The sequence below is a fragment of the Nocardiopsis sediminis genome, from assembly GCF_042650565.1.
Classification (GTDB): domain Bacteria; phylum Actinomycetota; class Actinomycetes; order Streptosporangiales; family Streptosporangiaceae; genus Nocardiopsis_B; species Nocardiopsis_B sediminis.
In genome coordinates, this window is sequence record NZ_JBHSBH010000012.1 from 15,695 (window position 1) to 27,727 (window position 12,033).

Below are 12,033 nucleotides of genomic sequence, written 5' to 3' on the forward strand. Positions count from 1 at the left end.
CCGCCGCGTCCCTATGATGAAGAAATGAATTGGGAATCGTCCTTCTATGAGCTGACCGCCATTGCGTCGCGTCAGCTGGGTCTCGTCACGGCCGCCCAGGCCGAGCGGGCGGGCGTCCCCGCCGAGGCCCTCGGCCGCTTCTCCGAGGCGGGCCTGCTGCTGGAACTCGACACCGCCGTCTTCCAGCTCTCAGGCAGCCTGGCCGACCCGATCGCCGCCTACCCCTACGCCGCCTGGCTGGCGATCGCCCCGGAGCGCTACGCCTGGGAGCGCCCGTCCGCGGCGCACGAGGACGCCGTCCTCTCCCACCACTCGGCCGCCCGGCTGCTGCGCCTGGGCGCCCCGTCGCAGGCGGGCATGGTCTTCACCTCGGCGGAACAGCTGGCGGCGCCGCCCGGGGCGACCGTGCGCACCGCCCCGCTCGCCCCGCACGAGGTCACCCGCGAGCTGGGCGTTGCGGTCACCACCGCGCACCGCACCATCGTCGACCTGGTCCGCAGCGGGACCGGCCACGACGAGATCGGCGGCGTCCTGTGGGCCGCCCTGCGCCGCGACCTGGTCGACATCCGGGCGCTGCACGCCGACCTCGCCCCGCTCGCCGGCCGGTACGGCTTCCCGGCCGACGGCGCCGCCTTCGCCGACCACTTCCTTGCCGACGCGGCCCCTGTGGCGCCGCCGCCCGCTCTGTCCCCCCGCAACGTGCGCGGCCTGGCGGAACTCCGGTGCCCGGCCCGCGTGAGCGAGGTCGAAGGGCTGCTAAGGGAACTGGCCGCCGGCCGCGCGGCCGGCACCGGCGCGGCCGTGCTCACCGAGGACCCCGAATTCACCCGCGGCATCGCCGCTGAGATCACCGGTCGGAGCGACACCCGTGGCTGACTCCCTCACACCCTTCCGGCGCGCCCTGAACGAGCGGGTCCGCGAGCGCGCCCGGATGCGCGGCACCTCGCCGCAGGACGAGCTCCGGCAGTGGGTCCTGCAACGGGTCATGGTCCGCCTCTTCGCCGCCCAGCCTGATCTCTGGATCATCAAGGGCGGGCAGATCCAGCTGGCGCACTGGGCCGACGGCCGCTCGACCGACGACGCCGACGTGTCCGCCACCGACGAGGTGCCCGCCACGGTGATGGCGGGGCGCTTCAACGACGCCATGGGCCAGGACATGGGCGACCATCTCCGCTTCGTGCCCGCTGGCGGGTTCGACACCAGCATCATGGACACCGGCCGGGCGGCGCGGATGCTGCACACCGTCTACCTCGGCGACAAGGTGCTGATGGAGGTGCAGACCGACGCCGCGCTCCCGGACGCGCGCCCGCGGTGGAAGCCGGTGAAGGACGTCCCCTTCCCCGAGCAGATCCACGCGTCCGGCGCCGAGGGCGAGAACCCGGTCCTGCGGATGCTGGACCCGCACGACGTGCTGCTGCACAAGATCACCGGCATGCACATGATGTCGCGCGACGGCAATCCCCCGTTCCGGGTCCAGGACATGGTCGACACCCTGTTCCTGGCCGACCGGCTGCACCTGGACGGCCCGGACCTGCACGCCATCCTCCAGAAGGAGGTCGCCTACCAGCACGCCGAATACGGCCGGCTGCGCATGCCGGCGGACCGCTTCGAGCTGCCCAACCCGAACTGGCACGAGGGGTACGCCGCCTACGCGGCGTCCACACCGGGCCTGGCCTACAAGACCCTCGACACCGCCGTCCCCGCCATGCAGCGGTTCCTCGACCCCCTCCTGGGCACCGAACCGCCCCAGGCCGACTGGAACCCCGACCGCAAGGAGTGGGTGGCGCGCACCGCGGAGGGCGCGCGCGGGACCGCCGTGCGGCAGAGCCGCACCGGCCTCACCTCCCTGGACAACCCCCGCGGGGCCGGCCCCGATATCCGCGGCTACCGCGGCCGAGCGAGCACCACCGCCGCCTCGGCACAGCCCGCCCACGACCAGGACCAGGGCCGGCGCAGGGGCAGAGGGGCCTGACGCCCGTCGGCCGTCCCGCCCCGGACAGGGCGGGACGGCCGACCGGGCCGGTTCAGCCGAGGGAGGGGCGGGGACGCCCCTCCTGGCCCGGCGACCGCCGGGGCGACCGCAGCAGCGGGTTCCCGTGCGCCTCGTCCGAGGCGGGGGCGGTGCGCCGGACCGGGCCGCGCTGCGCCGGCGTGTCCATGGCGACCATGCCGGTACCGGACGTCCGCTCCACCGTGGGGACTTCGGAGCGGCGCTCGCCCTCCGTAGGGCGGACCCACCGGCCGCGTTCGTGGTCCCAGTCGGCGTCGGGCGGATCCGGCAGGAGCAGCGGGTCGAGGAAGGCCCGCGCCACGGGCATCGCCGCGTCGAGCGTCCGCTGCGGGCAGCCCGGGGCGCGCGACACCGCCTTGGCGTAGCGCCGTTCCCACGACTCGTCGGGGACCTCGAAGCGGGGCGGAACGTGCAGCTCGTTACCGCGGGCCCGGATGAGGGCGAACTCTTCCCGCGTCACCTCGTGCAGCCTGCGGCCCGGGAAGTCCTCCTTGGCGGCCATCAGGAGGATGTCCACCAGATCCTTGGCCCGGCTCGGTGGCAGCCCGTCCCAGTGGATGAACAGCCCGCCGATCTTGTTGGCCATCTGGTTGAGCAGGGGCCGCACGCGCACGCCGGGGTCCGCGGCCTCGGTGCCGACGCTCACGAGGGGGCGGGGGAGCGGGCGGACGTCGGGCTCCGCCGCCAGCGGCGTGGACAGGACGACGTCGACGCTGACCCCGTCGACCCGCCTGCCGCCGCAGGTGACGGCGAAGTCGATCTGCGCGCCCGGGGGGGTGGAGAACTGCGTGGCCGCTTCGACCTCGAACCGGACGAAGTCGCCCGCGTCTCTCTCCGCCGCACGGATGAAGGCGGCCACCACCAGGTCGAGGCGGCCCTTCGCGACGGTCGACACGTCGAGGTCGGTGGTGAGCCGGAAACCGGGGTAGCGGATCGCCAGGGAGCGGCCGCCGTCGACCATCCACGTGTCCGGCCCGGCGGCGAAGACGCGTGCCAGCAGCCGGTTGTAGACGTGCTCGGTGACCTCCTCCGGCGGCGAGGTCCCGTTCTCCTCGGCGGCCTCTCCGGCGCGGTCCTGAAGCGCTTGCCAGAAGGTCTCCTCGGAGTAGCCGGTGCCCTCCTGCGGCGGCGAGGCCCCGTTCGCCTTCCTGGCGCGGTCCACAAGCTCGCCCAAGAACGTCTCCGGGCGTTCGGGGGAGTCACTCATCGGCCACCGCCCGGCCGACCACGAGCGCCGCGATCTCCCGCCCGAACGCCTCGTCCCTGGCCAGGACCTCGCCGGGGCCGCCGGCGCGCCGCAGGCTCGCCACCAGCGCGTCGCGCACCGCACCGACACGCTCGGGGTCGGTGAGCTCGACGTAGCCGACGAGGTTGCGCGGCGGGAGCGCGGCGACCGGGACGCGGGTCAGGAAGTGGGCGGCGAACCGGGGGCCCTCGTCCGGGAAGCCGTACTCCGCGGCCAGCGGCGCCAGGTCGCGGTGCAGGCGGAGCAGGTCGACCAGGTCCTTGCGGACCGCGTCGGAGACGGCCCGGCGCAGGTCGTCCAGGTCGTTCCAGTCGCGGACGAGGTCGACGAGGGTGCGGTGGGCCGTGGTCACCGGCACCCCGTGGACCACCTCCACCTCGTCGGCGCGGAGGGGGGCGGTGTGCAGGCGTATCCCCGGCGGGGCGCTCCGCGGGGCGGGCGCGGTGAACACCACCTCGCGGGAGGAGGGGCCGGTGATGCCGAGCACCTGGCAGGCCGACTCGTGGGAGACGACGGCGTCCTCGTGGGCGGCGGACGGCCGCTCCCACGCGAAACGCTCCTCGTCGAGCGCGAGCCACGCCGCGTACCTGTACATGTACACCGGTGCGGTTCCGGCGCCCGCGACCCGGTGGACCGACCAGCTCGGCCGGGACAGCAGGCCGGCGTCGGCGAGAACGGCCAGCCCGGCGTCGTCGATCCCGATCCGGTGGGCCTGGCGGGCCGTGACCATCCCGCACTGCCGTGCGGCGGCGTCCGACAGCTCCTTGAAGGCGGAAACCGATACGTGCGGATTCATCAAGGATGACTTTCTCGTTCTTAAACCCCTATGACCAGGCGATATCCGTCGGCCACGATATCAGCGGACACCTTCGGCCGGCGTCCCGCCATTGGTGCCCCAGGACATTTTATAAGGGCGCGAAAACGGAATGGTTCCGCGTTCTTCTCGCATTTTTCCGAAGGGCTCGCAGATTGCTAGGCTGCCGCCATGACCTGGGAAAAATCGTTCTACGAGTTTTCGCTCGTAGCGGGGCGCCAGCACGGGCTCGTCACCGCCGCGCAGGCGGAGCGGGCGGGGGTCGCCCCCGGCGACCTGGACCATCTCGTCGAAGCCGGGCTGATCCGGGAACACGACTGGTCCGTGTTCCAGCTCTCGGGCGCGCCCCTCTCTGTCCGGCGCGCCTCCCTGCACGCCGCCTGGCTCGCGCTGCGGCCGCGCGACTTCGCCTGGGAACGCCTGTCCGCTGTGCACACGGACGCCGTCCTCTCGCACGGCTCGGCGGCCCGCTTCTTCGGCCTGGGGGCGGTGCCGAGCGCGCAGGTGTCGTTCACCGCTCCGGGGGACGCGGGCCTGGAGACCCTGCGCGCCGCAACGGTCCACACGGCGTCGCTCGCCCCCGAGGACGTCATGGTGAGCGACGGCATCCCGGTCACCACACCGCACCGCACCATCGTCGACCTCGTCCGCGACTGGGCGGACCCCGGCGAGGTCGGCAGGGTCATGGCCGACGCGCTCCGCCGCGACCTGATCGACCTCCCGGCCCTCCACGCCGACCTCGCCCCGCTCGCCGGGCGCTACGACCTCCCATCGGACGGGCCGCGGTTCGCCGACCTCCTCCTCGGCGATCTCCCGCTCTCCGCGCTGCCGCGGCGCAGCCTGCGCGGCCACGCGCTGCTCCGCCACCCCGACCGGGTCGACGCGGTGCAGCGGGCCCTGGCCGGCGCGTCCTCGGACCGCACCGGGGGAGCCGGCGCGGACCTCGCCGTGCTCGCCCGGGACGCGGAGTTCGCCCGGCGGGTGGCCGCGGAGATCGTCGGAAAGGCGGAGGCCGATGGCCGGCGGTGACGAACCCTTCGCCTCCTTCTGGCGGGACCTGACCCGCCGGGTGCGGCGGCACGCCCACGAGCGCGGCACCACGTTCGAGGCCGAGATGCAGCAATGGGTGCTCCAGCGGGTCATGGCCCGCCTCTTCGCCGCCCAGCCCGACGACTGGATGATCAAGGGCGGGCAGACCCTCCTGGCACTCTGGCCCGACGCCCGCTGGACCGGCGACGTGGACGCGGTCCGGACGTCGCCCGTGCCGATCCGGCGGATGGTCGGCGACTACAACCACGCGATGGCGCAGGACTTCGGCGACCACCTCCGCTTCGTGCCCCGAGGGGAGGAGTCCTACGAGCCCTATGGCTGGGCGCGGATCACCCACGCCGTGTTCTGCGGGGACGTCGAGCTCATGGAGGTCGAGACCGACACGGTCCTGCCCGAGAAGCGGCCGCTGCGCAGGCCGCCGGAGATCGCGGACTTCCCCCGGCACATCCACCCGTCCGGCGACCCCCGGGAGAACCCGCCGCTGCGGATGCTCTCGGTCACCGACACCCTGGGCCACAAGGTGTCGGGCATCTTCAGTCGGTACTGGGAGGGCGGCCCGTCCGTGCGCGCGCAGGACCTGGCGGACCTGCTCTTCATCGCCGACCGGGTGGCGTGGGACGGCCCCGAGGCCCACGCCGTGATCCACGACGAGATCGCCTTCCAGCGCGCCGAAGGCAAGACCCTGGACGTGGGCGACCGCTTCGAACTCCCCAACCCCACCTGGTGGGAGCGCTACCCCCGCCACGCCGCCATGACCCCGGGCCTGGCCTACCCCACCCTCGACACCGCGATCCCCGCCGCGCAGCGCTTCCTCGACCCGCTCCTGGCCCCCGAACCACCCCAGGCGGACTGGAACCCCGACCGCAAGGAGTGGGTATCACGCACGGCCGGCCCCACGCGGGGACCCGCCGCCCACCAGAGCCTCACCGCGTTGGACAACCCCCGCGGAGCCGGCCCCGCGGTCCGCCGCCCCCGCGCCCCCACCGGCACGACCACACCCGCCCCCGCACAACCGGCCCACGACCAGAGCCGGCACAAGGGCAGAGGAGCCTGACCACTGGTTCCCGTCCTGCCGGCATAGGGACAGGACGGGAACCACGACACGAATCGCGCGAGGGGTCGAGGCACAAATGGCGGCCGGGCATAAAAAAAGACCTCCGAAAGGAGGTCTTTTCACAGGTGGGCGTACCAGGACTTGAACCTGGGGCCTCATCCTTATCAGTTCGATCATGGGCCACCGTAGGGGCTCGACGACCTGGGGGTCGGTGTCCGCTCAGCGCTGGGCCGATCGAGCGGTGTCCGCTGGTGTTGCTGTCGCTACTGCTGTCAGACCGATCCCCGCAGCCGTTGCAACCCCGACCATCGTCGCCCGGCCACAGCGCACGCCGCGCCTTTCCGCGGGCCCTGGGTGGCAGTTCTCCCAGCCCAAGCGGCGGGTGACCACGGTAACCGACCGGCGCGGGTTCTGGCGCGATCGGTCCGCACCGACGCACGTCCCGCATCGCGCCAGGTTCCGTGTCGGCCCCGGGGGTCCATGGGGGCGGGAGCCCCCTGGTACTACCAGTCCTCAACCGATCCGACGCGCCATCGTCGTGCCGCTCCACTTGGCCGTCGTGGACGCGACGGCGCGCCCCCAAGACGGCGGTGACAGGGACAGGCGACCCGCGCCACGTGCCCACCCCCGGCAGGCGGGCGCACGCTCGGGACCGGGCGGCAGCCCGCAGCCCGAGCGGCGGCCGGCACGCCGGGAGCGGCGGCGCGAAGCGCCGTCGCCTTGATCCCATACAGCCCAATTCGGCAACGTTCCGGATAGACCAATTCGACTTTGAGTACTGGCCCTAAATTCCAAACAGTTGACCTTTGATGCGGCGGACGATAATTTCTTTCAAGTCCACGTCGAATTTGATTCTCTACAAAAAACCTGGAGTGATCGAGAATCTCTATTCACGCATTTCTTATGCCCGGATGGGATAAGTACAGCACATGGGGAGAGGATCTCGGATTCCTCTATGCCCAGCTATATAGGAACGATGATGACCGCGATGCACCCCCGCGCATCTGGATCACCGAACCCAACTATCGAATTTCCACATTCGAACATCTTTCCGAGGTGGTAGCTCAGGAAATTTCTCGACATGAAGCACTAACAATCCCTACCGAAATTGCTCAGATGTACCTACGGCGCGGTCAAGAGTAGGTGAACGTCATGGGCACTTGGAACGATCGCCTGCGGCCTGGCCTAACGACTCGCCAGTGACTCCAGCGCTCGTGTCCATGGAAACGTGGCATGTGTTCCGGCTCCGCTGCCTGCTTCGTGGGGCTCGAATGCTCCGGGGCCGATAAGGACTGGGACACCTTCTTCGCGCAGGGACTTCACGCTGTGCTGGAACGGGATCCGGTTGGCGTAGGCGGAGTTAACGAACGGCAGAATGACGACCGGGATGCCCAACCCGATGGCCTCGTTGGCGACGTCCAACGCGTAGGTGTCGGCGATGCCGTTCGCCAGCTTGTTGACGGTGTTGAAGCTGGCCGGGGCGATGATGATGGCGTCGGCCTTCGGGGAACGCGGTGATCCTGCCTTGCGGTGGTGGCTGCGGACGGGGCGGCCGGTCTGCTTCTCCAGCGCTTCGGGGTCGATGAAGGTGAGTGCGGCCGGTGTGGCGATGACCTGGACGGTCCATCCGCGCTCGTGGGCGTGGTCGATGAGGACACCGACGTCTCCGGCCGGACCTGCCGCGCAGACGATGACGTACAGGGTCTTCGCGTCGCTCATCGGGTGACACCAGCCCTTTCGGCGAGATCGGTGATGTTGTACTTGAGGTGGCCGGACGCGCGTGCCTCAAGGTGGCTGATGAGTTCGTGAACGGCCGGACGGGTCCGGAGTTCTTCGCTGGCGAGGTGCTCGGCGCTCACGAGCGCTTCGTAGGCACGGTCGACCTTCCCCCACTGGCTGTATGCCCGTGCCGCGTCCACGAACAGCGTCACCTTGCGCTCCATGACATCGACGTCGTTCAGCCGGACCTGCCGCGCGTAGTCGATGGCGCTTCCGGCGTCTCCCAGTTCGACAGCAGTGCTCACCCGGTGCAAGAGGACGTTCGTCGGCCCGAACGCGGTCCACTGGTGGTTGTGGTCGCCCCCGAGACGGCCGCCGGCTGTTTCCGCCTCGTCCAAGAGAGACGTGGTCTGCCCACGGTTTCCTCTGCGGGCCGCTGCGACGGCTCCACTTAGGAGTAGCGCACCGTAGACGGACAGAGAATCGGGTGTCGCCCGGTCGGTAGCGCTGTCGACCCGTTCGGCCATGCTGGTCGCAAGTTCGGTTGCGGCGCCATAGTGGCGGTCACGCATCAAGGCTCGGGTGAGTACCCGCGAGCTGGCACCGATGGTCGTGGGGTTCTCGCTGCGCTCGGCGGCCTGAATGCTCCGGTCGGCCGCGATCCAAGCGAGTCCCTTGTCACCGGACTTCAGAAGAACGCTCGCCGCCACGTGGTACGCCTCCGCCTGGAGCACGTGGGCCTTGCGGCGGTCCTCGCCTTCGAGGTGTCGCGTGGCATCGCTGAGGCGTTCCAGCAGGCTCGGAATCCGGCGGGCGACCTCCGCATAGTGGCACGCCTGGTACCCGCTCTTGGCGGCGCTAACCGCCTTCGCCAACGACGCCACGCTCGGAAGCTGAGGCGGCGGCCCGGTGCGGACGCCCCCGTACCGCGTGAGGGCAGTGGCGATGGCGTCCAACTCCGGCCCGGGGCCGGTCGCCACCTGGAACACAGCCGCTCCGGCCAATCCGACGAATTCACGACGTCTCACGCTGTCCTCCCTAGCGCCCACTTCCACGCTAGGCGGCGGGACCAAGCCCGACCGCGCGATAGGGCTGCCACCGCCGGTGAGGACGGCGAGGTTCTTCGGCGCGAGCCCGAAGAGCATCCGAGACTGATCGGGCATGTCCAAGCCGTCGGCGATGCGCTCGAAGACCTCGAATGCGGTGACGCTCTTGCGCCCGTTCAGGATCTCGCTGACACGCCCCTGGGCGATTCCGGTGGCTGCGGCGAGACGGGTCTGACTCGCTCCTCCGTAGCGCTGCGCGAAGCTCAAGAGGCCGGAGACATCGCGGGCGATGAGGAGGCGACGCGTCTCTTCGCGGTCCCAGGCCCATGCGGGGATGCCGATGGGGTCCAAAGCTCGTCCCGGCATCAGAGCCTCTCGATCGCGCTTCGTCGTCTCGCCCTTCGCCATTATCCCCACGTGGGATATCCGCTGGGGATGGGGCCGTCGCTCCCACCGCGGAATCGTTGAGCCCATGAACGGGACACCGCTGACACCGTGCAGCCCTTGCCGCGGCCGGGGGTGGCGCTGGGTACGGGAGCGTCGGGCGACTCAGTGCGATGACTTCCCCGGACTCCAGGTGAACAGCGTTCGCGAAGAGTGCTGGCACTGCGGAGGATCCGGGGAACAGGCCATCACGCCACAGGAGGGGGTGGCGTGATGGCATATCGGAACGTCGCGTTCGAACTGGCCATGTTGAACAGGCTGCGTGTGCGCCTGGAATGGCTCGGCTTCGAGGTCTCTGTGATCGAGAGCATCGCCGCCCTTCGGGTGACCGCGCCCGGCGGTTCCGAAGCGCTCTGGGTCTCGGTGAACGGCAAGGGGCAGCTCTTCCTGTGGGACGGCGATTTCTGCATCGCGCGTGTACCCGCCTCCGTGGACCAAGCAGACCAGGTCTCTCGGCTCTTCTGGACGCACATGCCCCATCGGGCGCGTCATGGGTGACCTCGATGCCCAGATGTCCCGGATCCGGGACCTGATCGAGAGAGAGCTACGGCGAGAGTTCCCCACCTGCGACTTCTGTCAGCTTCCGCGCGGGTGGTGGGGCGCCTGGCACTTGGGCATCCGCATCACGGCTCCCACCGCCGGCCAACTCCGCCGGAAGCTCAACCGCTCGGTGAGCGAGTATGAAGGGCGCCGTGGTGGCCACCTTTAGGGCTGTCACGTACAGGTTCCGTTGTTAGCCTGAGTTGATAGAGCACCATGCGCGCCGGGGAACGGCACAGATCAGTTGAGCAACCTGGGATGGTAGTGAATGGCAGCCAACGGCGAACGGAAGTATGAGCGGGTAGCCCGCACGCTCCGCGAACGCATCACGCATGGCACCTACCGTCCCGGTGACCCGCTCCCCTCCGAGGGGCGCTTGGCCACAGAGTTCGAAGTTTCCCGTCCGACAGTGATCAGCGCCCTTGGCCTGCTGCGGGATGAAGGGCTGATCTTCACCCAGACCGGCGCGGGCTCCTTCGTCCGGGGCAAGACCCCCAAAGTCGAGGAAGTGCTGTCCCGGCCGGGTCTCCAGCTCCTCGACGGAGCCGAGGAATCACAGGCAGCGGAGCTGCTGCAAGCGGGCATCGTCGTCGCACCTCAGCACGTCGCCAACCTGCTCCGCCTCGATCGCCCGGCCAAAGCCTTCCTGCGGCAGTACGTCCTGCAAGACCAGGACGGCCCGGTGGAACTCGTCTCCGCGTGGTTCCCCTTGGAATTGGCCTCGGGTACCCGGTTCAGCTCGCCGGAGCCGCTGGGGTCGAGCATCCGCCGGCACTTGTTCGAGAAGAAGAAGGTCCGGTTGGATCACGCCGTCGAACGCATCATGGCGCGGTCCGCGACCCCAGACGAAGCGGGCGCCCTCGGCATCACGACCGGCGCACCCGTCCTGAATGTGGTCGTCACCGGACACGACGCCGGTGGAGACGCATTGCAGCTCATAGACGCCGTCCTGCCTGGTGACCGTCACGAGCTTCGGGACGTCTACCCGCTTAGCTGAGCCTGTCAGAAACTCCTGCGATACCGACTTGACCTATCAGGTTCACCCGCGTACTTTTGTCGCATGACCTGATAGGTCAGATTTTCGAAGAGAGCTTTCTTGATAGGAGTATTCCAATGGCGATTCAGGGTACGATCCCGGTGGCCTTCGGGACGGTGTTCCCCTTCGGCGCCTACGCGCTGGGCATTGAGGCGATCACGGACTTCGAGACCAAGCGTCCGCAGATGGACAAGGACTCGGGTCTGCCGCTGTGGGCGGTGGACGTGATCGATGCCGACCCTGAAGCTCGGGGCAAGGCCAAGTCGGTGAAGGTGAAGGTCGCCGCCGAGTACTGCCCGACGCTGCCCGATGAGGTTCCGGGGCTGCCGTTCCGGCCGATCGAGTTCGAGTCGATGTCGGTCATGCCCTACGTCGACGACAACGGTCGTCGTCCCCGTGTGGCGTACTCGCTGCGGGCCAAGGGCGTGAAGGCTCCGGGCGGTCCCGCGAACTCGCGCAAGACCCCGGCCGGTGCCGGTGCGGGCAAGGACGGTGCCTGATGGGTGGCCGTCACCGCAACGGGGTCACGTCCCCGGCGAGTGTGATGTCCCTGCACGCGCGGGGGGAGTCCTCGGCTGAGGCACGGTCCTACCCGGGGCGCTCGCCGGTGCTGGTGCTGTCGGTGGCCGGAACCCAGATCACGTTGGGCACCTCTGACCGGGAGCGGGTGAGCGCCGCTGACGTGGTCTTCACCCGGCTCCTGGCCGAACAGGCCGCCGCGTTCGCTCGTGCCTGCGAGCGGATGTATCGGGGGCGTGGGGATGCAGGGGTGCGCCGATGAGCGAGCGGGCTTCCGTGGGCGGGTTCTTGTTCAGCGCCGGTGACGAGGCGTGGGTGACCTGCCACACCTACCGCGACAGGACGCCGATCCTCGCCTTCTACGCGCCCAGTGCGGACCTGCGGGTGACATCGGTGTCGGGCAGGGGGCAGGTGACCGATGGGGATCTGCGGTTCGCCGAGTCCTTCGCCGAAGCGGCCACCGCCTACCTCGCCGATACGCAGCGCCTCCACGCCGAACAGTCCAGGCCGGTCGCCGACGACCCCTCCGAGGGCTCCGAAGCGGCCTGATAGAC

General features: G+C 70.0%; 12 protein-coding genes. 8 read left to right on the forward strand and 4 right to left on the reverse strand.

Annotation, left to right across the window (positions count from 1 at the left end; genetic code table 11):
- Positions 1–24: 24 nt before the first annotated feature.
- Both ACFOVU_RS18065 and ACFOVU_RS18070 read left to right on the forward strand, forming a co-directional pair.
- Positions 25–876, forward strand: a complete 852-nt coding sequence (locus ACFOVU_RS18065) for a type IV toxin-antitoxin system AbiEi family antitoxin domain-containing protein (RefSeq protein WP_378535175.1) — start codon at positions 25–27, stop codon at positions 874–876.
- Positions 869–1,972 carry a nucleotidyl transferase AbiEii/AbiGii toxin family protein gene (locus ACFOVU_RS18070; protein WP_378535176.1) on the forward strand — a complete coding sequence of 368 codons (1,104 nt, stop codon included), beginning with the start codon at positions 869–871 and terminating at the stop codon, positions 1,970–1,972. Before ACFOVU_RS18065 ends, ACFOVU_RS18070 begins: the two co-directional genes overlap by 8 nt.
- A gap of 52 nt (positions 1,973–2,024) precedes the next feature.
- Here ACFOVU_RS18070 and ACFOVU_RS18075 read toward each other — a convergent pair whose 3' ends face one another.
- Entirely contained in the window at positions 2,025–3,218 is a 1,194-nt protein-coding gene (locus tag ACFOVU_RS18075) for a nucleotidyl transferase AbiEii/AbiGii toxin family protein (RefSeq protein ID WP_378535178.1), read from the reverse strand.
- Entirely contained in the window at positions 3,211–4,053 is an 843-nt protein-coding gene (locus ACFOVU_RS18080; RefSeq protein ID WP_378535180.1) for a hypothetical protein, read from the reverse strand. Before ACFOVU_RS18080 ends, ACFOVU_RS18075 begins: the two co-directional genes overlap by 8 nt.
- Before the next feature lie 189 nt (positions 4,054–4,242).
- On the opposite strand from ACFOVU_RS18080, the gene ACFOVU_RS18085 reads away from it, so the two are divergent.
- Positions 4,243–5,100 carry a type IV toxin-antitoxin system AbiEi family antitoxin domain-containing protein gene (locus tag ACFOVU_RS18085; RefSeq protein ID WP_378535181.1) on the forward strand — a complete coding sequence of 286 codons (858 nt, stop codon included), beginning with the start codon at positions 4,243–4,245 and terminating at the stop codon, positions 5,098–5,100.
- On the forward strand, positions 5,087–6,175 hold the full coding sequence (locus ACFOVU_RS18090; RefSeq protein ID WP_378535183.1) for a nucleotidyl transferase AbiEii/AbiGii toxin family protein: 1,089 nt from the start codon (positions 5,087–5,089) through the stop codon (positions 6,173–6,175). The genes ACFOVU_RS18085 and ACFOVU_RS18090 overlap by 14 nt, the downstream gene beginning before the upstream one ends.
- A gap of 1,185 nt (positions 6,176–7,360) precedes the next feature.
- Here ACFOVU_RS18090 and ACFOVU_RS18095 read toward each other — a convergent pair.
- Both ACFOVU_RS18095 and ACFOVU_RS18100 read right to left on the reverse strand, forming a co-directional pair.
- Positions 7,361–7,894, reverse strand: coding sequence for a flavoprotein (locus tag ACFOVU_RS18095; RefSeq protein WP_378535185.1), 534 nt, complete (start codon positions 7,892–7,894; stop codon positions 7,361–7,363).
- On the reverse strand, positions 7,891–9,348 hold the full coding sequence (locus ACFOVU_RS18100) for a helix-turn-helix domain-containing protein (protein WP_378535186.1): 1,458 nt from the start codon (positions 9,346–9,348) through the stop codon (positions 7,891–7,893). The genes ACFOVU_RS18095 and ACFOVU_RS18100 overlap by 4 nt, the downstream gene beginning before the upstream one ends.
- A gap of 249 nt (positions 9,349–9,597) precedes the next feature.
- On the opposite strand from ACFOVU_RS18100, the gene ACFOVU_RS18105 reads away from it, so the two are divergent.
- The 4 genes from ACFOVU_RS18105 (at position 9,598) to ACFOVU_RS18120 (ending at position 12,028) form a co-directional block, all read left to right on the forward strand.
- Positions 9,598–9,882, forward strand: coding sequence for a hypothetical protein (locus tag ACFOVU_RS18105; protein ID WP_378535188.1), 285 nt, complete (start codon positions 9,598–9,600; stop codon positions 9,880–9,882).
- A gap of 310 nt (positions 9,883–10,192) precedes the next feature.
- Positions 10,193–10,921, forward strand: coding sequence for a GntR family transcriptional regulator (locus ACFOVU_RS18110; RefSeq protein ID WP_378535190.1), 729 nt, complete (start codon positions 10,193–10,195; stop codon positions 10,919–10,921).
- Positions 10,922–11,037: 116 nt separating this feature from the next.
- Positions 11,038–11,460, forward strand: a complete 423-nt coding sequence (locus ACFOVU_RS18115; RefSeq protein WP_378535191.1) for a plasmid replication, integration and excision activator — start codon at positions 11,038–11,040, stop codon at positions 11,458–11,460.
- A gap of 277 nt (positions 11,461–11,737) precedes the next feature.
- A complete protein-coding gene (locus ACFOVU_RS18120) occupies positions 11,738–12,028 on the forward strand; it encodes a hypothetical protein (RefSeq protein WP_378535193.1) in 291 nt (96 codons plus the stop codon).
- The last annotated feature ends 5 nt before the right edge of the window (positions 12,029–12,033 follow it).

Bases quoted from the DNA above. Each gene is read 5' to 3' on its own strand.
- ACFOVU_RS18075 (WP_378535178.1), bottom strand. From the start codon at position 3,218: ATGAGTGACTCCCCCGAACGCCCGGAGACGTTCTTGGGCGAGCTTGTG.
- ACFOVU_RS18090 (WP_378535183.1), top strand. From the start codon at position 5,087: ATGGCCGGCGGTGACGAACCCTTCGCCTCCTTCTGGCGGGACCTGACC.
- ACFOVU_RS18115 (WP_378535191.1), top strand. From the start codon at position 11,038: ATGGCGATTCAGGGTACGATCCCGGTGGCCTTCGGGACGGTGTTCCCC.
- ACFOVU_RS18110 (WP_378535190.1), top strand. From the start codon at position 10,193: ATGGCAGCCAACGGCGAACGGAAGTATGAGCGGGTAGCCCGCACGCTC.
- ACFOVU_RS18065 (WP_378535175.1), top strand. From the start codon at position 25: ATGAATTGGGAATCGTCCTTCTATGAGCTGACCGCCATTGCGTCGCGT.
- ACFOVU_RS18100 (WP_378535186.1), bottom strand. From the start codon at position 9,348: ATGGCGAAGGGCGAGACGACGAAGCGCGATCGAGAGGCTCTGATGCCG.
- ACFOVU_RS18095 (WP_378535185.1), bottom strand. From the start codon at position 7,894: ATGAGCGACGCGAAGACCCTGTACGTCATCGTCTGCGCGGCAGGTCCG.
- ACFOVU_RS18105 (WP_378535188.1), top strand. From the start codon at position 9,598: ATGGCATATCGGAACGTCGCGTTCGAACTGGCCATGTTGAACAGGCTG.
- ACFOVU_RS18120 (WP_378535193.1), top strand. From the start codon at position 11,738: ATGAGCGAGCGGGCTTCCGTGGGCGGGTTCTTGTTCAGCGCCGGTGAC.
- ACFOVU_RS18080 (WP_378535180.1), bottom strand. From the start codon at position 4,053: ATGAATCCGCACGTATCGGTTTCCGCCTTCAAGGAGCTGTCGGACGCC.
- ACFOVU_RS18085 (WP_378535181.1), top strand. From the start codon at position 4,243: ATGACCTGGGAAAAATCGTTCTACGAGTTTTCGCTCGTAGCGGGGCGC.